The 23,333-nt window shown below is 38.1% G+C and carries 22 protein-coding genes and 3 tRNA genes; 20 read left to right on the plus strand and 5 right to left on the minus strand.

From position 1 onward, the window contains the following. Positions 1 to 242: 242 nt before the first annotated feature. From F0919_RS14225 to F0919_RS14240, 4 genes are all read left to right on the plus strand, one after another. Positions 243 to 3,089 (plus strand): M16 family metallopeptidase, encoded by a 2,847-nt coding sequence (locus F0919_RS14225; RefSeq protein ID WP_150033435.1) that lies wholly within the window; start codon positions 243 to 245, stop codon positions 3,087 to 3,089. Positions 3,090 to 3,238: 149 nt separating this feature from the next. Next, the gene (locus tag F0919_RS14230) at positions 3,239 to 4,405 is read left to right on the plus strand and encodes a proline dehydrogenase family protein (RefSeq protein ID WP_150033436.1); all 1,167 of its coding nucleotides are present in this window, start codon (positions 3,239 to 3,241) and stop codon (positions 4,403 to 4,405) included. A gap of 131 nt (positions 4,406 to 4,536) precedes the next feature. Beyond that, positions 4,537 to 5,361, plus strand: coding sequence for a hypothetical protein (locus F0919_RS14235; RefSeq protein ID WP_150033437.1), 825 nt, complete (start codon positions 4,537 to 4,539; stop codon positions 5,359 to 5,361). 164 nt (positions 5,362 to 5,525) lie between these two features. Then, positions 5,526 to 5,819, plus strand: coding sequence for an HU family DNA-binding protein (locus F0919_RS14240; RefSeq protein ID WP_150033438.1), 294 nt, complete (start codon positions 5,526 to 5,528; stop codon positions 5,817 to 5,819). 80 nt (positions 5,820 to 5,899) lie between these two features. Here F0919_RS14240 and F0919_RS14245 read toward each other — a convergent pair whose 3' ends face one another. From F0919_RS14245 to F0919_RS14260, 4 genes are all read right to left on the minus strand, one after another. Next, positions 5,900 to 6,349 carry a carboxymuconolactone decarboxylase family protein gene (locus F0919_RS14245; protein ID WP_150033439.1) on the minus strand — a complete coding sequence of 150 codons (450 nt, stop codon included), beginning with the start codon at positions 6,347 to 6,349 and terminating at the stop codon, positions 5,900 to 5,902. Between the two features lie 77 nt (positions 6,350 to 6,426). Then, the gene (locus F0919_RS14250) at positions 6,427 to 6,996 is read right to left on the minus strand and encodes a Crp/Fnr family transcriptional regulator (protein ID WP_150033440.1); all 570 of its coding nucleotides are present in this window, start codon (positions 6,994 to 6,996) and stop codon (positions 6,427 to 6,429) included. A 12-nt stretch (positions 6,997 to 7,008) separates the two neighbouring features. Then, positions 7,009 to 7,476, minus strand: a complete 468-nt coding sequence (locus tag F0919_RS14255; RefSeq protein ID WP_150033441.1) for a CYTH domain-containing protein — start codon at positions 7,474 to 7,476, stop codon at positions 7,009 to 7,011. Positions 7,477 to 7,485: 9 nt separating this feature from the next. Further along, entirely contained in the window at positions 7,486 to 8,121 is a 636-nt protein-coding gene (locus F0919_RS14260; RefSeq protein ID WP_150033442.1) for a class I SAM-dependent methyltransferase, read from the minus strand. A gap of 218 nt (positions 8,122 to 8,339) precedes the next feature. Here F0919_RS14260 and F0919_RS14265 point away from each other — a divergent pair, with 218 nt between their 5' ends. The 5 genes from F0919_RS14265 to F0919_RS14285 all read left to right on the plus strand — a co-directional run bounded on the left by F0919_RS14265 (position 8,340) and on the right by F0919_RS14285 (position 12,380). Further along, positions 8,340 to 9,386 carry a DUF2891 domain-containing protein gene (locus F0919_RS14265; RefSeq protein ID WP_150033588.1) on the plus strand — a complete coding sequence of 349 codons (1,047 nt, stop codon included), beginning with the start codon at positions 8,340 to 8,342 and terminating at the stop codon, positions 9,384 to 9,386. Between the two features lie 378 nt (positions 9,387 to 9,764). Continuing rightward, positions 9,765 to 10,145, plus strand: coding sequence for a hypothetical protein (locus F0919_RS14270; RefSeq protein WP_150033443.1), 381 nt, complete (start codon positions 9,765 to 9,767; stop codon positions 10,143 to 10,145). Between the two features lie 95 nt (positions 10,146 to 10,240). After that, positions 10,241 to 10,861, plus strand: a complete 621-nt coding sequence (locus tag F0919_RS14275) for a hypothetical protein (protein WP_150033444.1) — start codon at positions 10,241 to 10,243, stop codon at positions 10,859 to 10,861. Further along, complete coding sequence (locus tag F0919_RS14280; protein WP_150033445.1) at positions 10,846 to 11,637, plus strand: sensor histidine kinase; 792 nt, start codon at positions 10,846 to 10,848, stop codon at positions 11,635 to 11,637. The genes F0919_RS14275 and F0919_RS14280 overlap by 16 nt, the downstream gene beginning before the upstream one ends. 2 nt (positions 11,638 to 11,639) lie before the next feature. Continuing rightward, on the plus strand, positions 11,640 to 12,380 hold the full coding sequence (locus tag F0919_RS14285; RefSeq protein WP_150033446.1) for a LytR/AlgR family response regulator transcription factor: 741 nt from the start codon (positions 11,640 to 11,642) through the stop codon (positions 12,378 to 12,380). Between the two features lie 2 nt (positions 12,381 to 12,382). Here the strand turns inward: F0919_RS14285 and F0919_RS14290 are convergent, their stop codons facing one another. Then, positions 12,383 to 13,780 carry a polysaccharide deacetylase family protein gene (locus tag F0919_RS14290; RefSeq protein ID WP_150033447.1) on the minus strand — a complete coding sequence of 466 codons (1,398 nt, stop codon included), beginning with the start codon at positions 13,778 to 13,780 and terminating at the stop codon, positions 12,383 to 12,385. A gap of 42 nt (positions 13,781 to 13,822) precedes the next feature. Between F0919_RS14290 and F0919_RS14295 the strand changes: the two genes are divergently transcribed. The 11 genes from F0919_RS14295 (at position 13,823) to F0919_RS14345 (ending at position 23,324) form a co-directional block, all read left to right on the plus strand. After that, positions 13,823 to 14,467, plus strand: coding sequence for a C40 family peptidase (locus tag F0919_RS14295; RefSeq protein ID WP_216629427.1), 645 nt, complete (start codon positions 13,823 to 13,825; stop codon positions 14,465 to 14,467). A 103-nt stretch (positions 14,468 to 14,570) separates the two neighbouring features. After that, positions 14,571 to 14,643 (plus strand) — tRNA-Gly (locus tag F0919_RS14300). Between the two features lie 71 nt (positions 14,644 to 14,714). After that, positions 14,715 to 14,800: transfer RNA gene (locus F0919_RS14305), tRNA-Leu, on the plus strand. Positions 14,801 to 14,860: 60 nt separating this feature from the next. Beyond that, positions 14,861 to 14,933: transfer RNA gene (locus tag F0919_RS14310), tRNA-Gly, on the plus strand. A 446-nt stretch (positions 14,934 to 15,379) separates the two neighbouring features. Next, the gene (locus tag F0919_RS14315; protein ID WP_150033448.1) at positions 15,380 to 16,588 is read left to right on the plus strand and encodes a DUF6365 family protein; all 1,209 of its coding nucleotides are present in this window, start codon (positions 15,380 to 15,382) and stop codon (positions 16,586 to 16,588) included. A gap of 173 nt (positions 16,589 to 16,761) precedes the next feature. Further along, positions 16,762 to 17,739 (plus strand): radical SAM protein, encoded by a 978-nt coding sequence (locus F0919_RS14320; RefSeq protein ID WP_150033449.1) that lies wholly within the window; start codon positions 16,762 to 16,764, stop codon positions 17,737 to 17,739. A gap of 118 nt (positions 17,740 to 17,857) precedes the next feature. Continuing rightward, complete coding sequence (locus F0919_RS14325; RefSeq protein WP_150033450.1) at positions 17,858 to 19,444, plus strand: glycosyltransferase; 1,587 nt, start codon at positions 17,858 to 17,860, stop codon at positions 19,442 to 19,444. 125 nt (positions 19,445 to 19,569) lie between these two features. Beyond that, positions 19,570 to 20,511, plus strand: coding sequence for a phosphotransferase (locus tag F0919_RS14330; protein WP_150033451.1), 942 nt, complete (start codon positions 19,570 to 19,572; stop codon positions 20,509 to 20,511). Positions 20,512 to 20,523: 12 nt separating this feature from the next. Beyond that, positions 20,524 to 21,606 (plus strand): aminotransferase class III-fold pyridoxal phosphate-dependent enzyme, encoded by a 1,083-nt coding sequence (locus F0919_RS14335; RefSeq protein ID WP_150033452.1) that lies wholly within the window; start codon positions 20,524 to 20,526, stop codon positions 21,604 to 21,606. Continuing rightward, positions 21,603 to 22,157 carry a GNAT family N-acetyltransferase gene (locus tag F0919_RS14340; RefSeq protein ID WP_150033453.1) on the plus strand — a complete coding sequence of 185 codons (555 nt, stop codon included), beginning with the start codon at positions 21,603 to 21,605 and terminating at the stop codon, positions 22,155 to 22,157. The genes F0919_RS14335 and F0919_RS14340 overlap by 4 nt, the downstream gene beginning before the upstream one ends. A gap of 492 nt (positions 22,158 to 22,649) precedes the next feature. Beyond that, a complete protein-coding gene (locus tag F0919_RS14345) occupies positions 22,650 to 23,324 on the plus strand; it encodes a hypothetical protein (RefSeq protein ID WP_150033454.1) in 675 nt (224 codons plus the stop codon). Positions 23,325 to 23,333 lie beyond the last annotated feature (9 nt).

A 23,333-nucleotide genomic window follows, 5' to 3' on the forward strand; every position in this document is an offset into this window, starting at 1 on the left:
CAATCTACCCCTTTTAGGGTTATTCTTTTTTCTGAAACCCTTTTTACTTTTAAGACCCCAGGAAAGCCGGGTTATCTTTCTTGACAGGCAAATGTTAGGCTACGTCGAAAATATATCGTGATATGTCGAAATTTTGATTTGCAGCGTTTGATATAATCCTACGTTTGCAATAGAAATAATCTTAAAGTACGTCCGTATTCCGAGTGAAATTCAAATTACTTATCCCTAAAATTCTAAATAAAATGTTTAAAAACTTTTTGTCGAAAGCTGCGCTGGCTTGTCTGTTTACAAGCGCAACTTTCAGTGCATACGTTGTTTCGGCACAAACAAGCAAAACAGAGAAATTGCCTGTTGATCCCAAAACCAAAATCGGCAAGCTGCCTAACGGGCTGACCTATTATATCAGGCCTAACAGCAAGCCGGAAAAGAAAGTGGAACTCCGTTTGATCCTGAACGCAGGTTCTATTCTTGAAAACGATAATCAACAAGGTCTGGCGCACTTCATGGAACACATGAACTTTAACGGGACCAAAAATTTTCCGAAGAATAAACTGGTTGACTTCCTGCAAAGCATCGGTGTTGAATTTGGCGCTGACTTAAATGCTTATACAAGTTTTGATGAAACAGTATTCATCCTTCCTATTCCTACGGATAAGCCCGGCAATCTGGAAAGCGGCTTTCAGGTTATTGAAGATTGGGCACATAATGCCAACTTAACGGAGCAGGATATTAATGACGAACGTAATGTAGTATTGGAAGAGAGCCGCCTTGGTAAAGGCGCGGATGACAGGATGTCTAAAAAATATCTTCCGAAATTATTTGCAGGTTCTCATTATGCCAATCGTTTGCCAATCGGTATCGACAGTATTTTAAGAACTTTTAAGCCGGAAGCTATCCGTGCTTTTTATCATGACTGGTACCGCCCTGATTTGATGGCGGTTGCCGTAGTTGGTGATATTACGGTTCCGGAAGCGGAAGCATTGATTAAAAAGCATTTTGGCGGCATGACCAATCCTGCCAATGAACGTAAGCGTAATGCATTTGAAGTCCCGACTTATCCTGAAGCTTCCGCTATGGTACTGACAGATAAGGAAGCAACAAACTATGCATTCCAGTTATTCTTCCCTGTTAAAAAAGAAACCGTAAGAATAACATTGGATGATTACCGCAGCAATTTGATTCAAACACTGTTTACGCAGGTTTTGAACCGTCGTTTACAAGAGTTGACTCAATCTGCAACCCCTCCGTTCTCTTTTGCTTCTACTTTTGCAAATTCTTTTTTAAGAGGCTATGAAAGCTTTGGCGTATTCGGCATGCCGGCTGATGATATCCAGACTTCAGTTAATGCTATTGTAGGAGAATTGGTTAAAGCTGAAACATACGGCTTCAATAATTCTGAACTTGAAATCGTGAAAAAGCAATTCCAGAGCAGCGTTGAAAAGAGCTATAATGAGCGTGACAAAACACCTTCTTCACGTCTGGTAGATGAGTATATAAGAAATTTCCTTACTAAAGAACCTATTCCCGGAATTGAAAATGAATACAACTATGTAAAAACAATGTTGCCTACCATTACCATCAATGAGGTAAATGCAGAGGCAAAAAAATGGTTGAACAAAGGCAATTACGATAAATATTTTGCTTTAATCACCGGTCCGGATGCTAAGAAAATGCCGGTTCCTACTGACATTGAATTAAAGGAAATGGTTGACAATGCCTTCCAGCAAAAAGTAAATGCCAATGAAGAGAAAAAAGTTGCGACCTCTATCCTGGATAAAGAGCCTGTAGCCGGAAAGATTGTTTCTGAAGCGACAGACAAAGAATTGGGCGCTACTACATTTACATTGAGCAATGGCGTAAAAGTAACTATCAAAAAGACAGATTTCAAAAGCGATGAAATCACTTTGGAAGCTGTAAAGAAAGGCGGTTATAATAATTATGGCGCTGCCGATAAAAGCAATACCAAATTCCTGCCTGATGTAATCGAAGCAATGGGTTACGGCAATTTCACGCCGACTCAACTGGAAGATTTGTTATCCGGTAAAACGGTTAGTCTTGTTCCGGAAATGGATGATATTTATAATGAAATAAAAGGTAATTCTTCAGTAAAAGATTTTGAGTCTTTGTTGCAATTGACTTATTTACAATTGACATCACCACGTACCGATGAAGATTTGTTCAAAGGATTTATAAATACACAAAAAACGCAACTGCAATTTCTTAGCCAGAACCCTCAGATTGCATTTATTGATACCATGCTGAAAACGGTATATCACAATGATCCGTTGACACCAATTCAGGTGCCTACAGTGCAGGATGTTGACAAGATTGATATGAATCGCGTAGTAGATATTTACAAAAACGAATTCAGCAATGCAGATGGCTTACATTTCTTTATTGTTGGAAACATAGATGAAAGCACGATTCGTCCTTTGTTGGAAAAATACATCGCAAGCCTTCCTGCCAATGGGTCACAACCTACAATGAAAGACAACGGGCTGCGTCCGATTTCAGGAAATAATTCATTGGTATTTAACAAAGGCGAAGAGCAAAAAAGCCTGGTGCTGATGATGAACCGCGGTGAACTGCCTTATACTGAAAGCCTTGCTTTGCAAACTCAAATGATTGCCGATATTCTATCTATCTCTGTAATTGAAAATGTTCGTGAAAAGATGGGCGCTATTTATGGTGGCGGGTTCCAAGGCCAGTTCGAACAATATCCTTATGCACATTACAGCTTATCAGGTTATTTCCCTTGCGGACCTGAAAACGTAGACCCAATTATGAAAGAAGCGAACAAGGAAATTGAAGACCTTAAAAAGAATGGCCCGAGCCAGAAAGATCTTGATAAAGTGAAACTGGCTATTGTAGAAAAACGCAAAGAGAATATCAAAACCAATACTTACTGGAACAATAAGCTGGAGCAATTGCTGTTCTGGAACGAAAGCAAAGACAGATTCCTGAACTTTGAAACAGAACTGAATAAAATTACTGTTTCAGATATTAAAGCCACAGCTAATAAATTGTTTGATGGCAAGAATAGTTTTAATGCGGTATTACAACCTGCTGTTGTTAAAACAAAGGGTTAATATCAGATAAAATTAATATTAAACACCGGGCTGCTATAAAATAGCAGCCCGGTGTTGTTTTGGACGGATTTCATCTTATTTCAGGTTTTTAATTTTCAATTTGGTTTTTGACTTTATTATCTTTGCAAACAATTTTTCCTCCAGACCATATGCCTTTATCTTTTGACAATACTGAAATAGCATTCCGTTACCGCAATAATAAAGAACTTAAAAGAGCCAATTTTCTTTTCTCATCTATGAGTTCTCCATTCTTGTCCAAAACAGGAATGAAGCTTACCCAATGGGCGATGAGCGTGAATCTTCCTATCAAAGGCATTGTGAAGAAGACTATCTTTCAGCAATTTTGCGGTGGCGAAACTATTGAAGAAGCTGCCGTAACTTCTGCAACACTTGGTAAATTCGGCGTTGATGTTGCTTTGGATTATAGTGTGGAAGGTAAAGAATCGGAAGCGGAATTTGATCATGCTGTGCCTGAGTTTATCAAAGCAATTGAATTTGCGGCTACACAAAATAATATTCCCTTTATTCCTATTAAAGTTACAGGCTTTGCCCGCTTTTCTTTGCTGGAAAAAATACACAGAGGAGAATCTTTGAATGAAGCCGAGAAGGCGGAATGGGCAAGGGTTGAAAAAAGAATTGACCGCATTTGTGAGGCAGCGGCACGTTGCAAAAGCATGATTTTAATTGATGCCGAAGAAAGCTGGATTCAAAAGCCGGTGGATGACCTGGCAGATTTTATGATGGCTTGTTATAATAAAAAGGCTTTAGTTGTATTCAATACCTTTCAGATGTACAGGCATGACCGTTTGGATTTCCTGAAAACTTCGCATAATAAAGCAATGCAGCTGGGTTATACATTGGGAGCAAAACTGGTACGCGGCGCTTATATGGAAAAAGAACGCAAACGTGCAGAAGAACAAGGTTACGCTTCTCCGATTCAGCCCAATAAAGAAAGTACGGACAAAGATTATGATACCGCAGTAACTTATTGTATCAATAACCTTGACACGATTGCTGTTTTCATCGGCACCCATAATGAGAACAGTTGCCTGAAAGCCGCTGAAATGATGCAACAGAAAGGAATACAGCCACGAAATGCTCCTGTTTATTTTTCACAGTTATACGGCATGAGCGATAACATTACTTTCAATCTTGCAGATGCCGGCTTCCATGTTTCAAAGTATTTACCTTATGGCCCGGTGAAAGATGTTGTGCCTTATTTAATGCGCCGCGCACAGGAAAATACTTCTGTTGCAGGCCAGACAGGCCGTGAGCTTGGGCTTATAAAAAAGGAACTTAAAAGAAGAGGAATTTAATATTATTCGGTTAAATATTGTCAAAGCAGCCATGAGGCTGCTTTTTTCTTATAAAAATTTTTTGCAAAAGATTGACAACAATAAATAAAAATGATAGATTTGTATGCAATCTATAAATAAAGGCGTTCTTCATGAATAAAATTTTTACTGCTCTAAGGCAAGCCGCACTTGCAAGTGTGATTTTGGCTGCAGCTACAAATACCGTAAATGCTCAAACCGGCCGTAGCTTCGGCAACCTTTCAGTTAAACGATCTAACGGCAAAAGCGTAACCTGGTTTCAACGTCTTGAGTTAGGCGGAGGATTGACCTTTGGTAAAGGCAGCGCCAGTTCTGTTGAGCGCTACTACGATCCCTTTCATCCCGGTGTTGTTTCAGGAACATCCAATACCCAAAATTTTTCTTACAGAAGTGCATGTGCATGGGTCAATACTTATTTCCCTATGACGGCATTAAGCCATAGCAGCATTCTTGCTTTAAGCGTAGGCCTTTACGGAAACAATAATTCTTTTACGCTGAATAATTTTAGCTTCAATGGTCAATCCACCGCTTCCATGGATATTAAAGACGGCTTCGTAGGGCTTCCTATTGGTGTCGATTATATTTTTGGCGGAGAAGCAACCAATAACCAGGCTGATAAAGTTTCATTGCGTGCGGGTATCGGTGCTATGCCGTTTATGAGTTTCGGAAGCATATCAGACGATTTCAGTAAATACAGCCGCCTTGGAGTAAGACCTTATATCAAAGCTGAGCTTGGGTTTTTTGCAGGTATAGAATGGAAGATAAAAACACAGGTTATAATTGGTTCACGTAATTTATACGACGTTAAGATAGGTGATTATGACCTTCAGGATGGCGCTAATTATTATTCCAATTTTAAAATGGATTTGCGTCCTTCTTATTCCGTAGGTATTGCTATTATGCCTTTTGCTGCCGGTTGGGATAATGACAATTGGTAAGATTTATTAAGGAAAAAAAGAACTGTAAATTGATTTAAAAAGCTAAAAGTCGCTACAGTATTAGAGTTTTGAAGAAAAATTTTTATTTTTTTATAAAAAAATCATTGTAATTTCAAGTAACTTTTTGTAACATCGCTTTTCAATATTTAAAAACATATCAGATTATGAACAAAGCTGAATTAATTGAACAAATTTCTAAAGATGCCGGCCTTACTAAAGTTCAGGCTAATGAAGTGTTGAATTCTTTTACAAATGCAGTAGTAAACACTTTGAAAAAAGGTGAAAACGTAACGCTTGTAGGTTTCGGTACATTCTCAGTTTCTCAACGTTCTGCGCGTAATGGTCGCAATCCTCAAACAGGTGAAGTGATTAAAATCAAAGCAAGAAAATTACCTAAATTCAAAGCAGGTAAAGATTTCGCTACTAAAATCGCAAACGCGAAAGCACCAAAAAAATAATCGACACAATACTTTGAAAAGATATAAAGCAAGGACTGAGGTCCTTGCTTTTTCCTTTTTAACTCCGTAACGAATTGCTTTTAAGCCTTTCTCAATGCAGATTTCAGGTGTGATGTTACACCGATTCTGTTCCATGCATTAATTGCAACTATTGCCATTAATACGCTTGCGTAATATTTTTCGCCTAAAACACGAACGGCGTTTTCGTATGTTTCATTTGAAACACCGCCATTGGTAATCAAGGTTACTTCTTCTGTCAAAGCCAGAATTGCTCTTTCCTCTTCAGTGAAGAAAGTTGTTTCGCGCCATGCATCCAATGTATAAATTCTTTGCTCGGTTTCACCGCCGGTTCTTGCATCGTGCGTATGCATGTCCAGGCAATAAGCACATTTGTTGATTTGTGATGCCCTGATTTTAATAAGCTCTCTGTGTGTTTTATTGATTTGCGTTGTATCAATATAATTCTCCAATGCCATTATAGCCTGGTAAGCGTTTACGTCTGTTTTGAAAACATTGATTCTTTCCTGCATAGTTTTTTGTTTTTTTGATAACACAAAGGTCATGCTCCTTTATCACAAAAAACTTGAACTACTTCAAGAAATCCGGGCTATACTTTTCCTGCTCTTATTTTACTTACAAATTCGGCAGAGATGCCAAGATAGGAAGCTAACATATATTGCGGCACCTTTTGTACAAAGTCAGGAAACATTTCGACAAAGTGAAGATAACGTTCCGTGCCCGAGTATTCGAAGATGTATTTAATGCGTTGTTGAGCGGCTGCTAAGTTACGCTGCATTAATATCCTGAAGTAACGCTCCATGGCCGGTATTTGCGCTAATATGGTTTCCTCTTTATGTTTATCCCATATAATAACTTCGGTTGCCGCAACAGCCTGAATATAATATTGGGAAGGTTGCTGCATATCGTAACTTTTATAATCGCACAACCACCAGTTGTCAATACCGAAATAAGCAATTTGCTCCACACCTTTTTCATTCACATAATACATCCGTAAGCAGCCTTTTACCACAAAGAAATTTGAACTGCAGATCTGGCCTTCTTTCAATAAAAATTCTTTGCGTCTATATTCTTTCTGCTGCAATAAATCATTCAGTAAATCTTTGTCGGATTGATTAAGTGTAACGAACCTTTGAATATGATTGAAAAGGGCTTCCATAAGCTTCTGAAATTACCAGTTAAGAAAAGGGTTCAGTGATAAGTTGGAATTATAATAGCGTGAATCATCCGTCACTTCTTCTGCAACCCAGTCAGGCTTTTCAAAAATAACCGATTCATTTTCCAGCTCTATTTCTGCAACAATAAGTCCCTCGTTCTTTCCATGAAACACATCGACCTCCCAAATGTGTTGCTGGTAAGGAAGCCGATATCGTTCTTTAATTATTTCGGTAATCGCAAACTGTTGCAGCATTTCGGTTGCTGTCGTTGCAGGAATAGTGCATTCAATTTCTGTTCTTGAAAATCCGGTCGTTTTTCCTTTGATAGTAAGATAGGCTTCGTTGCCTGTAATCCTTACCCTGATGGTCTTTTCAGCATCTGTTGTAATATAGCCCTGCCTTATGAATTTGCTTTCCGGTTTTGGCAAAGCATTCCATTTTTCTTTATTTATCAGAAACTTTCTTTCAATTTCTATAGCCATGTTGCAATATTAATAGGAACGTTTTGCTATGAGGATAATATCTTTCGTTGTGCTGCCGTCATTTTGCAAAAAGTCTTTTCGTTGCAGAGATATAATTTCAAAGTCATTTGATTCAAGCATCACAACAAGATCGTCAGCCATATAATAATGCATATAAATTTCGTGTCCTGCGCTGCTTTTTTCCGGTCCTGATTTGCTATACGGAGCTTCCATTGTACTTAAATAAACTATACCGCCTTCGTTTAATATCTTTGATGTATCTGCAATCAACTTTTCTGTTTCTTCTTTATCGAGATAAGGCAGGCAAAAGCCTATCATCACGCTATCATATTTTTTATCAATCGTGGAAACTGCCCGACAGTCCATTATTTGAAAGATTGCAGAAGGATTATTGGCTTTGGCAAGTTCAATCATATTAGGAGCTAAGTCTGTCCCTAAAATATTAAAATCAGGTCGTTTGCTTAGCAGATATTTCGTGATGTTGCCGGGGCCGCAGGCAAGCTCCAATATTTCAGCATTTGGTTTGGGAATGTTATCGCAAAACAAATCAAAAGTATCGTTGTACAACTCAAAATGCATGAACCTGTCCTGGTATTTATTGGCAAGCTCATTAAAAACAGATGCTGCATGAGCGGATTGATCCATGGCTGAAACTTATCGGTAAGTGTTTGTTCAAAATTAATGGTTTACGGACAATATAAAACGGTGTTTGAATAAGCATGAATCTTTGAAAGCAATCTCTTTTATTATCTTTAGGAATTGTTGTTTACTGCGATGCGTTTTTAAACAAACTATTATAATTATAGACTCTTTAATTTTTACCCAAAAAGATGCTTACAAAAATCTATTTTTCTATTCTTGGTATGATAATACTAACATCTGTTAAGCTGACTGCACAAACGGCTCCTGTTTTAGATGCGGCGCTTGCTGATAAATTAGCACATTTGCCTCTGCATTGTATTACGCAGGAATTTCCGAATAAGACTTCGCATTCGGCAGACAGCGCTACAGATGCAGTTTTGCTACCAAGTCAATTACATCCTGCTTTTTATGGTTGCTTTGACTGGCATAGTTCAGTGCACGGGCATTGGATGCTGGTTCGTTTGTTGAAAACATTTCCGGATATGGAGAGTAAAGACCAGATTGTAGCAACGCTTAATAACACCTTTCAGCCTGAAAAGACGAAAGAAGAGGCCGCTTATTTCAGTAAATATACTGTTGGCAAGAACTATGAAAGAACTTATGGCTGGGCATGGCTGCTAAAGCTGGATGAAGAACTACTGACATGGGATAACCCTGATGCCAGGCGCTGGCATGAAGCATTGCAGCCATTAACAGATACGATACTGAGCCTTTGGAAAAATTATATTCCAAAACAGGATTACCCCAACAGAACCGGCGTTCATCCCAATACAGCCTTTGCAATGGTCTTTGCGCTGGACTGGGCAAGAACCGTGAAGGATACTGCTTTTGAACACATGGTAATTCAAAAGTCGCTGCAATTTTATAAAAATATCAAAGCCATTCCGGCTTATATGGAACCTGACGGCGGCGATTTCTTTTCGCCCAGTCTTGAGGTTGCCGATTTGATGCGCCGTATTTTAACCAAAAAGCAATTTGTAACCTGGTTTAATCAATTCTATGAAGAAAGAAGCATACGTCAATTATGTCTGCTGCCAAAAGTGAGTGACCGCAGTGACTATCAGATTGTACATATGGATGGTTTGTATTTCACAAGAGCATGGTGCATGAAAGGCATCGCCGCTTCTTTACCTTCAGGACACAGATACAAAAAGCTGTTTGCCGAAACTGCAAATAAAATGTTGGCATTGGCGCTTCCCACTATTTCAAAGGAAAATTATGGCGGCGGCCATTGGCTTGCTTCTTTTGCGGTTTATGCCTTAAAATAAAGCAGAAAAGCACAGGAAATAATTGTTCGCACCTGATGCATAATTAAAAAGAGTTTGCTTATCAAATTATGGATTGAAATCAACACTTAATAAAGCCGTATTGACACTTCGTCGATACGGCTTTATTGTTGTTATGTAATGCTTCATCTTTGATGTGTAGTAATTAGAAATATTAATTAATCGTTATCTCCATATACTCAATTGTTACCCATGAGAAGCCAGACACTAAAAATCGGTTCATCCATGAGGCCAATATCATAATCAACGTTATGGTATTGGCTTATTTTTTATATTTAAAACATTGAAAAATGTAAATTAAAATTCGGACTTTTATTCCCCGGTCATTCATCTATTTCTTAACCTTTTAAAATAAAAATTATGCAACCACCACTTCCCAAAGGACTTATTGACAAAGAAACAGCGAAAGCAATGGAAAAATTGTATGTTGACAATCAATATGCAATTATTAACCGTTACCGACAATCTCATGGAGATGATGAACCTGACTCGCGTGAAACCATTTTCAGCCTTGAAGAAATAGAAAATTATATTGCTTACGTAAAAGAAGCCTCCAATGCTTTAGGTTTAAGGGATTTAGGTATCAGGATTTATCAGGGAGCAAAATCAGCAGACGAAAAAGTATTTACAACTGTTTTCTTTGCACCAACAAATGAAGGCAACAACAGCATGGAGATTCAATGCCTGAATCTTGGGTCTTATGGCAGACCGCCTACCGTTTACGATAACGGAAACAAGTAAACATATTATAAGAGAGGCTCTTTAGCTCCGGAATTTCTGAACCGGCACCTATATTTACAGAAGCAATGTAATATTCTTTACTAAAAACGAATTGCATGATTTTGGAATTAGCAGATTCTGTCAGGACAGGAGTTCTTATTATAGCATTTTTGGTTTCGGTATATTATTGGAAGAATTATAAAAACTCCGCACAGAAATATTTCCCTTTTTTAATGCTCTTTGCCACGATAGTTGAAGTAACCGGAAGTGTCAGATTGTATTATGAGAAGGAAACATCCAACTTTCTGTACAACGTTTATTTGATAATTTCTTTCGTCTTTTTGCTGATATGGTTTATTACAATATTGAAGCGAAAAATCATACCTAAAATCTTATTGTTTGTTTTTCTGGCAGCCACCGTTTTTTCTGTTTTTACCGAAAGTGCAACGGGAGATTTATACTTCTATATGCTTATGACGGGCTCTGTATTTATTTTAGCCGGTGCGTTCCTGTTTTTTAAGCAATTAATAGAAACAGATGCTGCTGTTTATTTTATCAAAAATCAGCAATTCTGGATCATGTCCGGATTGCTGGTTTTTTATATAGGCTTTCTGCCCTTCTATCTGTTAGTCAGAAATCTTGATTTGCATGATTACCGTATCGGCCTTGTGATACCATTATTAAATATATTACTTTACGGTTGTTTTATAATAGGGTTCAAATGTCCCAGCAAATAAATCTTGTCTTTTTTATACTGTTTGGAATTGCCATTCTGTTGGTGGCAACCATGATAGGGCTGTTCCTTGTTTTCAGCAGGAAGAAGAATCAGATAATTGAAGCAGGGCTGAAAAAAGAACTGGAACTGAAAATACATCAATATGAAGTAGAGCTAAAGGCTTTGCGTTCGCAAATGAACCCGCATTTTGTACACAATTCTTTAAATGCCATTCAATATTATATCCAGCGTAATGAAGTTGAAATTTCAGAAAATTATCTTGTGAAATTCTCTAAACTGATACGCCTGTTTTTTGAATATTCAGGGAAACAAAACATTACCATTCAACAGGAAATTGAATTATTGCAAAACTATCTTTACCTTGAAAAACTAAGATTTGAAGCTAAGCTTAATTATGAATTTCATATTGATGAAAGACTGGATATTGAATGTCAGCAAATCCCTTCGATGTTACTTCAGCCTATAGTGGAAAATGCAGTAAACCATGGAATATTTCACAAGGAAGAAGAAGGAAATATTTCAGTATCATTTGTATATTTAGACCATCAATCTTTTGTAGTTACTATTGAAGATGACGGTATAGGAATGACGCGCAGTAAAGCAATTCTTAAAAATAATTCCAACGGCCATCAGCACCGTTCTTCTAATGTAATACGGGACAGAATTGAGCTATTAAACCAAAGTAAGAGTTGGGAAATAACCTTTGACACACATGAGAAAATGCCGGAGCAAGGCTCAGGTACCACCATTACTATTTCATTTTCTCAAAAAAATTAATCATGGCAATTACTGCATTGCTTATTGATGATGAACCAAAATCTTCCGCTATACTAACCAGTAAGCTTGAACGGTTTTGTCCGCAAATAAAAATTATAGGCACCGAGCAAAATCCGGTTCTGGCTATTGAGCTTATTTTGGAACTAAAGCCTCAATTGGTATTTCTTGACATAGCAATGCCGCAGATGAATGGCTTTGAAGTATTAGCTAAAATACCGGAACCTCATTTTGAAATCATTTTTATTACCGCATTCGATAATTATGCCATTGATGCCATAAAGCATTGCGCCATAGGATATATTGTAAAACCCGTGGACAACGAAGAGCTTATTGTGGCTGTAAATAATGCGATGAAAAACATTGAGGCCAAAAGTGCACTTCAAAAAAATCAGCTACTTGTAGAAAATCTGAATCAAACCCATAAAAAGAAAATTGTCGTTCCGACACAGAGCGGCATGGAGTTTATAAGGATTGAAGATATTCTGTACTGCGAAGGCATAAAAGGCTATACCAAAATAAATCTTGTAAACAAGGCTTCTTTGCTAAGTTCACAAAGCATTGGCAATTTTAATAAAATGCTGGAGCGGCATGAGTTTTATCTGATTCATAAATCCTTTCTTGTGAATCTCAATGCTGTGGAAAGCTATCTCAATGAAGGCTATCTGATATTGATTAACAAAGAAAAGATTCCCGTTTCACGCAATCGCAAAACAGAGTTATTAAGTGTTCTGAAGATGGATTAGAATCAGCTTTTATAATTATTCAGCATCTTTATATACAGTTCCCGCCAGCCTTTGCTGGCTTTATCCGTACCCAGAATATAATTATGCCAAATGCTGATAAAAGTTCCATTCACTTTTTTTACAGCGTGCCATAAGCGTTCCCACTCCTGCCAGGCGTTTTCCGGATTTTGTTTCAGATAGAATTTATTGGTTGCTTCCATAAATGCAAAAGGGTGTACGCGCAAAGAAGTTACATTTTCTTCCTTCAGGTTATACCACAAAAACGGATTGGAAGTTCCTGCCCGGAAACCATTGCAGGAAGCATATCCCATAGAATAATCCTCCTGAATACCCTGTGAGATAAGATTCTCATACGTCTCCGGCAAAGAAAATTTTATATAATGCTGGCGGCTTTGTATAATTGGTTTTTGAATATTGCTTTCCAATATTTCAATCTCAGATTTTAATATTCCGGCATTTTTATGCGAACCATAAGAAGGATGAATGCCAACGCTATAATGTTTCCCCAATCTTTTCATCAAATCCTGCATTGCTTCTGAATCAGGATTTGCATTTTTATCAAAAGCGCCTGGTTGCCCCAACAGCATGAAATAGATAGGGTGCAGCTGATATTTTTCGTGAATGTTGTCAAGCCATTCAAAGCAATCAAACGGATCTTTGCTTTTGCCTGCATTTACCGCTATTCTTTCATTTACATCTGCCCATTTTAATAATATTATATCTTTGAAAAGACCACCTGAATGGCGTTTTGAACCTTTATGCAAATATTTCCAGGCAATGTCTATATCATAAGTCGGTATAAATTGAAATTCCTTTTTACGTAAATGCAATTGAAATTGTTGTTCCAGTATTTTTCCGAAATGAAAAATCCATTCATCTGCCACAGGCTGTTGTAAAAAAGAATATTGGGCAGCTACAGACTGTTCCCGCTTATATCTTCCGTGCCTGTCCTTTTCGCTTGGAAGATACTCTTCGTAACGGCTTAATAAATAAAAGGCAGCGGCAAAAATGTCGAACGGAACTTTGGCGCCGGGTTGGGTATAAAAAAGAATGGTGCTGTGTTTCCAGCGATTAATAGAAAGGCTTTGAGGAATGATGTCCGTTTCTTTTAAAATAGAATGCGGAATAATGTGAAGATCTTCCTTTCCTCGCTTATCAGAACTGTAATTGATTTTCGCCCCTTCAAAATCATTCCAATAACTCAAATCTGTTGTCAGTCCGAATGCAATACCAAGTTGTTCTCCGAAAATCCAATTCAGGATATACCGGAGGCGAGGGGAATCAAAATCGGAGTAAAGCAGTAATTCAGGTTTCAAAACTAAAAAGTTCGATAAGAGCCCAAAGATAAGGTTCTGCTTAATATAATAACCTGACATGCCATTGCCTCCTGAAGCGAGCATTTTTGACAATAAGTTTTTATCTTTGCCCAAATTCATGCCGAAATGAAGCAGATAACTACTATCTTATCGACATGCATCGCATTGATGTTTTTAGGTTCATGTGCTGCGCAAAAGACCACCGGTTCAACAGCAAGTAAAAGTAAAACCCCTCAGTTTATTGACGGGATAACACTGGAAGGTGGCAGCAATAATGTAAGACTTACACAAGGTAAACAGCTATATACAAACAATAAGAAGGCTAATAACGATGCTCCCGACATGGAAACGGCGGAGCAGAAGTCAACTGCCTTTAAAAAGATAAGTGAAGGTAAAAAGCATAATATCTCACTTTATTCTTTTATTGAAGACTGGTATGGCACGCCTTATCGTTTTGGCGGAGATAACAGGTTTGGTATTGATTGTTCTGCTTTCACGCGACAGCTTTATAACGACGTTTATAATCTTCCCATTGTCCGTACATCCATTGAGCAATTCACCCAGGTAGAACGTATTGCCACATCAGAATTAAAAGAAGGTGATTTGGTTTTCTTTAAAATACACAGCAAGCGCATTTCGCACGTAGGTGTTTACTTATATGACGGTAAATTTGTACATGCCTCCGTTAGTCAGGGAGTGGTAATCAGTGACCTTGGCGATGCTTACTGGACGCGCTATTACGCAGGTGGCGGGAGAATGAATCATATCTGAAATGAGGAAGAAAGTTTCAAAAATTAGTACCTAAATTTTTGTTGTAATAAAAAAAGACATTACCTTTGCAATCCCAAAGCGGGAAACAGTTCTTTTAATCAATGCAGAAGTAGCTCAGCTGGTAGAGCACAACCTTGCCAAGGTTGGGGTCGCGCGTTCGAATCGCGTCTTCTGCTCACGGAAATTCCAAGCCTTTATGGGTTTGGATTTTTTTTACCTTTTATCATTTTCTTTGAAAATGGTGGATGCCCTGGTGGTGAAATTGGTAGACACGCAGGACTTAAAATCCTGTTTGCAGCAATGCAAGTGCGGGTTCAAGTCCCGCCTGGGGCACACAGAAAAAGGATACAATTTTGTATTCTTTTTCTTTTACCGAAGTTCTTGAAATACAATGCAGAAGTAGCTCAGCTGGTAGAGCACAACCTTGCCAAGGTTGGGGTCGCGCGTTCGAATCGCGTCTTCTGCTCAGACAAAAACCGCATTCAAAAAGAGTGCGGTTTTTTTATTGGATCGAACATCGGTCGAACACTTTCGAATTTAATGTTTTTAAGAACTGAAAATCCTCGTATCACCGGTTGTATCCCGGCTCACACCACCTAACAGTCAAGCCTTTCAGCGATTCAAGCTGAAAGGCTTTTTTCATTCATGCTGATTATAAGTTGAGCAAATTGGCTTTTTTATTCAATATCAGACACAACAATCGGATAGAATTCAATGAAATAACTTTCATATTGAGAAACTAAATGCCTATAAAATAAAATGTATTACATTGTGACAAATATTAATTGTAATTGGGAACAATGCCCAAACACAAAAGAGAAAGCTCAAATTAAAATGAATAGATTGTTTAAAAGAGCTTAAACATTTGCCACATTAAGCACACAAAAGCAGATATAAAGTAATAATACGTTTATGAAAGAAAGAATTCTATTTGTTGTTACATCTAAAAATAACATGGGCGATCTTGCCTTATGCCTTAATTGGATAAAGGACCTTGGCAGGGAAGAATATCATTTTGGATTTGTTTTTGATGCGGAATTCACTAAATACATCAGCGAAGAGGATAGTTATTATATTTTTGAAAAGAGCAAAAATGTCAAGCAAACCATCCTGGATGCAGTTGTTCAATTTTCTGCGGATGCAATCATTTTTGGCACGAATAGTTTTTGGAACTTACCCGGATATACAGGTTGTAAATTCGGCCAATTTATATTGGATGAAGATGATGTAACCATTCCTGTGATGTCATTTGATCCTTTTGAAAGCGGATTTACGCATATAATGCCGCAAACGGGCAGCATTATTTCTTTTTCTGCCGTTCCCGATTGGGTTTACGCGTTGAGATATATGTCCATTGAGCAGCTATCAGCCAATGCACGTCATTTCTACTCTGAGTCCATTTACAATAAATCAACACTTATGGATCCTGCTCAAACTATGTTGAAATGGAAAAGTAAGCCCGGAGCCAAGACAATTTTCTACCCGCTTTCCAAAGATCGTTTCAACTCTATAGAAGTACTCTACCCTGACTATTTCAAATACCTTGCAACAATATTTAATGAATTAGCTGCCGATAACGTACAAATTGTTACGATTTTACCAAGAAAGATTCAGGAATGGCAAAGCCTGAGTAATGTGACAATTCTACCCGCTATGTCATATTCTGAGTTTTTGAGTATGATTAGTTACTCAGATCTGTATCTGACAGATTCGTATATCTCCTGCATTGTAGACGCTATTCAATTGGAAACACCCGCACTGCTTCTTATGAATTCGGAAGAAACCCTTCCTTCATCGGAAATCTCTTTTCTTAAAGGAAAAGTTTTTCCTTTTTGGGTATGGCCATATGGCATGCGACGCGTATGCATGCAACTGGAAAGGCTTTTTGAACTAAAAGAATGTTATGAAAAAGTTGAGATTCTAAACCGGAATGCAGTGCTTCATTCCATCCGTGATTTGCTTTTCAATGAACAGAAACAGAGCGAGCTGATTGGAAGCTGTAGCAAATGGAAAAATAAAAGAAAAGAAATGCTTCCTGCACCGAAATCTGTCATTAAAAATATTATGGATAATCACTTTCGCTTTGTAAGCGATAAGAAAACGTTGAAAAATAATTATTAAAAATTATGTTCTATGTAAAAACTTATATAGATATTTGTTGAAGCGGGTATTGACTTACTAATCCAATATTTAACCTGATTCCTGTTTATTCCGCGTTGGCTTCTTTATTAACCACGTTTTATATCCGTCGTGATGAATTGCATTGCAATTTGAAATAAAACTATAATTCAAATATGATGGACTTGCCGGTAAACGAGTGTATTCACCAGACATTGAGCGACACTGATAAGCTTATCATTGATCTCGAAGTTACTTCGCGATGCAATGCCACATGTGGTTTTTGTCCCCGTTCCGTAATGCCTGATACAAAATCATTCATTTCAATAAATACTGTTGAGAAGCTAGCGGCGAATATTATGGAAGGCCCTCAGCGACAGGTTGTGCTATGTGGTATCGGAGAATCATTATTACATCCTCATATTGATCAAATTGTAGCAATACTGTCTGCCGCAAATGCCGTAGTTGCCATGACCAGTAATGGTGCTTTAATGACGGAGAAAAAATTCAGGCAATTACTAAACGCCGGACTTAAAACAATCAACTTCAGCATCAATGCTGCAACGGCACCCATGCATGAAGTTATAATGGGAATGAAAAATTTCGACAAAGTTATCGCTAACGTTAAAAGTGCACTTCAAATAAAAAAGGATATAAACGCAGATGTTAAAATAAATATCAGTTTCGTTGCATGTGAGCAAAACATACATGAAACGGAAGCATTTGTAGAGAAGTGGCGAAATAGTTCTGTAGATCAGATATGGTTACATCCTGTAAATAACAGAGCCGGCTTGCTTGTATCCGGAATGAATCCGGTAAAAATAGATTCTTTCGCTACAAAGTATCTACACGATAAGCGCATAATCGTAGATCTTTTCAGGTATTCAGACGAAATGTACAACATCTGTAAAATTGCTAAAAATTTAGCATTCATTTCCGCTGACGGTACCATGCGGTTGTGTGCTATGGATTATCAAAGAGTTACTTCTTACGGCAATATTAATAATGAAAGTTTGCAGCAGCTTCAATTTGAAAAATTGTCGGGTTTTTTAAAAGGAGACTATAATAAACTTTGCAAAGATTGTGACTTCTGTCCGTCCGATTTGAAAAACAAGTTAAACCATAGTACAAAAGAAGAGAGTTATAGTTTGTAAAAAGCAGGCATGAAGAACCCAATCCGGATTGCAAAACCTGCTTCCATAGGCAATTGCACATGCCGTGGTTTGCTTATCGTGGCTATTTAATTTTTGGAACAAAACACTTGTACAATTGATGAAAGAACCATATAATCATGTTGAAGAATTCAGGCACCGGTTATTTCAATGGGTAGAGGAACAAGTTCAATTTGCTGATACGGGAAAAAGCAATCTGCCTGTTGTTTCTGTCGAAATCCCGGTTTTTAAAGGAGACTGGCTCATACCATGTATAGAATCAGTGCTTCAACAAACGGTAAACCGATGGGTTTTGTACCTTGTCTGGGATGAAGGTGATGCTTTGTCTCACCACATTCTTCAGATAATACATCAGCTAAACCATCCAAGACTTAAAGCATTTTTTAAGAAAAACCAGGGCATAGCGCGCTCGCGCCACTTCTTAAGTAGTATTGCAACTGAAGATTACATTATTCCGCTTGATGATGATGATGTGCTGGATGCGGCAATTGTAGAAGACCTTACCGGGGAAGCTGTCTTAAAGCCCTGGGCAAGTATTATAAGAGCAAGGCGCAGATTTATAGATGAGAATGGCGGTTTGGTAGATATGCAGGATTGGTTCCCTTTCGAACACAGGAAGTATCAGCAAGGGATGGTGACGGACATTTATAACCATTGCCAACCTACTTTGCTTAGCCGAAAGGCATATAAAGAAACAAGCGGATGGGAAGGTTTTTCTGATTTTTACTATGCGGGCGAAGATTGTGATATTTATTTAAAACTGGAAGAAAAAGGCGCTATTGAGCTATATGACAAGGTTTTGTATTACTACAGGCTCAATTCAAAACGCACCAGCCATTCACTGCGGCCGGAGGGCGCATACGAAATGTGGAGACGCCTCGCCGATAAATCAATTGCGCGAATGGGGTTACCGTTAACGCGAGTCAATATTCAGCCGCCCTTTATTTACGAGCGTAAATCATTGCCTGTTTATACGAAGGATATGATTGATTTCGTAATACCCTTTGTGGAAACAGACGAGAAAGAATCCGGCGATTGCAAAAATGCCCTTAACCGATGTGTCGATTCTCTGAAAAGAATAGGCATAAGCGAAGATGCTATTCATGTAGTTAATAAAAGAAATTCATACTCCGCAAATCGTAATTATGGTTATAGTCTTACAAAGCAACCATTGATTTGTTTTATGGATAGTAAAACGGAGATCATCCAAGAAGCATCTATTGAAGAAATGCTTTCTTTAATGACATCGCATAATGCCGACCTTATCGGTCCAAGAATGATAACTGCTACCAACAACATTTTCAGTGCCGATCCTTATTTTAATGAAAGTCAGTGGCCAATACCTCGCGGCGTTCACGAAAATGATGATGGCAGGTATCAGTATGCCTGTGAAGTGACATGGTTACCCTCCGCTTTTTTAATAGTAAAAAGTGAAGTAATGAAATCCATAAACGGATTTGATGAAACCTATGAGAGTAGCCCGATTGAGGATGCTGACTTCTGCATTAAAGCACGGGCAAGGAATTTTAAATGCATTTATGCCGGTACAACAAGTGTACGAAATCACAATAATGAAAGAAATGATTGCTTGGAGGAAAATTTTAAACGGTTCATTCTTAGATGGGGATCCCGTAAAGAATTGTTCCGGCAGATTAAATCAGAGAGCTTATCAGAGAGCCTGTTGTAAGAGAATATTATGGAAATATCTTCACGAATAGTTGAAGATGTTTTGTCTGACAATGTGAAGCAATATATAGTTCCGGTGCTTTACAGATCAGCCGTCTTGTCGCAAGTAGATATAAAAAACTTATTATGAATCTTGATCTTCCTGTTACAGCTGTTAAGTCGGTTGCTTCTCTTTGGAATGCAAAATTGAAGAGTAAAATAATGGGTACCAATCACGAATTTTATTCAATGATGATCGAAGACAGGCCGGCAATAATGCGACTTACGCCTGTTCATCACAGGAATCTGGAGGCAGTAACAGGGGAAATAAAATTTTTGCTCTATTTACAGGAAAAGGCACCTGTAGTAAAAGTTATAAAATCGCTTGAAAACAAGCTTTCCGTACAGCTGCAGATAAACGGGCAGCAATTAATTGTTTGTGTGTTTGAAATGATTGGCGGGGTTCCTTTATGTAAAGATGAAATGTGGAAAGCCGGGCAAATTCAGCTATGGGGAGAAACTATGGGTTCTTTACACAATCTCAGTCAGCAATATAATACCGGAGATCAATATTACCGCACATTAAACGGGAATGTATTATTGGATCTGGCAGAAGTGCTGCAAATAAAAGAAGTTCACGTTATAGAATCGGTTAAAGAAAAATGGAGCCAAATACAGTCGTGGCCAATCGCAGAAAGCGACAGGGGCATTATACACGGCGATCTTACAAGGTCAAATATTCATCTTTTAGATAATAAGCTGTATGTATTTGATTTTGACAATTGCATGCTGGCGCCTTATTTGTATGACATCGCTATAAGCTTTCATGTAACCCTCCTTAGCTTGGCTGATCAGGATGACTATCAAAAACGCAGCGAACATTTCATACAAAATTTTATGAAAGGCTATAAAAGTCAATGTAAGAGAACTATAGATGCCAAGCTGCTAATCCTTCTTATGGAATACTACAATCTCTTTTTGTATTTCTTATTAAGCGGGAACGACGAGCATCCATACAAGGAATACGTATTGAGTAACATGAAAAATGGCGTTTTAACTGGCTTTAATTTGCAAAAACTGGTAAACTAAATTGAGTTTAAAATGAGAATTGTATCTGCCGGCGGCGACTTTCTGATCGATGAGTCCGGCTTCAAATATTTTGATCTTTGCATGGGATATGGCTCCGTTTGCCTGGGGCATAATTATCCCCCTGTGATCAATGAGCAATTAAAACAACTGCAAACTTATGCTTCACCTGGATTTATTGAGTCTGATATATACGTACAGGCAAAACATCTGTTGGAAAAACATATTCAGGGCTACCATGTACATGGTTTCTATCCTTCCGGCGCAAATGCAGTAGAAATTGCCGTAAAGCTGGCTATGCAATCGAAAGGGTTACCCAAAATCATCAGCTTTGCCAAAAGCATGCATGGCAAGACAATATTTGCCAATAAGCTTGGTTTCGAATCTTATTTGCAGGATGACGATCAAATAATCAGGATTCCCTTTTTGGGTGAAAAAACAGAGCATGATGTATTGAAAAGCTGCGAAGCCCATATGCAATCAGGAAATGTAGCGGCTATTATTATAGAGCCTATTCAGATGAGTGGCGGCGGCTTTAAAGGACATCCGCAGTTTTACCGCAATTTAGAACAATTGGCTGTGCGATTTGGCGTGATTCAGATATATGATGAAATCCTTACGGGATTTTACCGGACAGGGTCACCCTTTTTCTTCAAAACGCAAGGCGTAAAGCCCGATATTGTTTTGGCCGGAAAAGCTATTGGCAGCGGCTTTCCGGTGTCGGCAGTTATGATTGAAAAAACATTTGTCATTTCTGATAAGTTTCGCGGAGGCGGCACATTCTTTAATCATCCGATGGCCTGTGCATCGATCGTTGCAACTATTAATGCCTGTGAACAACTTGATCTTGCTGCACGTACCCATGAAATTGAACTATGTATATTAAAGCATTTACCGGCTCAACATTTGTCCGGCCAGGGCGCTTTATGGAATATTGATCTGGGATCGGTAAGTAATGCAAACGCAGCTGTAAAAGAACTCCTTGCCAACAAAATTATTGTCACTTATTATGATAAATACATCCGGTTTTTCCCCAGCTTCCGGGTTGATCTCTCCCATTTGATAAAAGCTTGCCAAATAGTTAAACGATACTTATGACTATATGTGTTGGAAATACTTCTTTGCAGCGCTTCCTGCCTGAACATACAGATTTACTTTATGACTTGAGCAATCGTCCGGAAGTACGTAAGGGTATGAGTAAAAGTGCTGAAATTCCTTATGAAAGCCATGTTTCCTGGGTTAAAGAGAACCTGATTGAGGGAAACAATGTGCATCTTTTTTTGGTAATTAAAGAAAATCAGGCGCTGGGAGCGGCACTGATTAAAAATATCACACAAGACTCAGCAGAACTCGGTATAATAGTAGGCGACAGCATTGCTGCGGAAAGGATGTTCCTGACCAGCAAATTGCTCGCGGGAATTTTATTCTACACCTTCTATGAAATGAAGTTACAATATCTGAATATACGAATCCTGCTTGAAAACAGTAAATCTATTGCTACAGCTAAAAAAATTGGTGCAGCGTTTCAGGTGCAGGATGAAACCTACAATCATTTTTTATTAGAAAAAACAAAGTATGAAAACTTTCCCTTGAACAAACTGCTTCTTAAGCGCTACCAGCCATTTATGCATAGCAACCTGAACGGATAAAGGCACTCCTTAAAAGCTGCAAATTGGTAATGCATTTAGGGTGAAAGTGGATAGTCATTATATATATGATATTTTTTTCTTCCTTGTCAAAAAACAGGTATAAATACGTGTTTTATTGCTGAACTTTATTATTAATATTGTACCCATCTATTTATTCAAATATTCAAACCAAAAATTATGTCATAGAAATAACCGATGGGGTTTTTCGGATTAATTCTATGATAAATTTTGAAGTCGTCTTGCAGGTTAGCCCTTATGAATTAGAAAATCAATCGTGGCCATTAGCGTATAAATTTTGCTGAGTTTATTGACAGTATCCAATAAAACTCCTTAAAAACCAATTGAATAAGATTTTTAACCAAATCTTATAGAGCTTTTTTTGTCTTTATATTTTTTTAAAAAATAATATTTTATAATTATTCTTAAAAAATATATTTTTTAAAGAAAACTAATATCTTTGTTTCCATTGTTAACCACCAATAACCAACCTTTATGGGACAATTTCAGGATTTATTAAACGCAGTGATAAGCGCAAATTTATCTAACATTAACAGTGCCGCTACTTCGGCAATTCTCTCCAGGGGCCTAGACCCGATGCAGAATGTCACCTCCGGATCGCAGACGATAGGCAGTATCAATTTAGGTATCTGTACTGCCGAGGCCGTAGCAAGTTACGTACTGGAACACCTGACCGGACTTTCAAGCTTCCATATCAATTCGCTGGTTGTTACTTCTGCAAACGCAAGCCCCGATGGAAGTTCCGTTAATGGTGCAATACAATTAGATGCTGTGTTATCGTCCAATATTGGCATCCAGGTGGGTGGCAACTTCAAGGCGGGGTGCCTGTATTTCACTCCATCTGTAGGACTTAGCGGCAACGTTTCCGTTTCCGGTGTTTCCATAAGCGCAACAGGTGATTTTAATGCCACATTGGGAACTCAGCTTTGTCTGACTTCTATGGATGTGATGAACCCCAATTTAAACTATAATAACGTCAATATAAATATCGACGGTCTGGGAATTTTAAATGAACTGTTAGGCCCACTCGAAGACTTTATACTTGGCCTGGTTAAAGGACAGATAATCAGCCTGATAGAAAGTTCCATAACGCCGCCAATTAATAGTGCAATCAGCGGTGCGCTTCCACTATGTACCAGTTTAAGCTAAGATGCATCA

Source organism: Taibaiella lutea, assembly GCF_008629695.1.
Taxonomy (GTDB): Bacteria; Bacteroidota; Bacteroidia; order Chitinophagales; family Chitinophagaceae; genus Taibaiella; species Taibaiella lutea.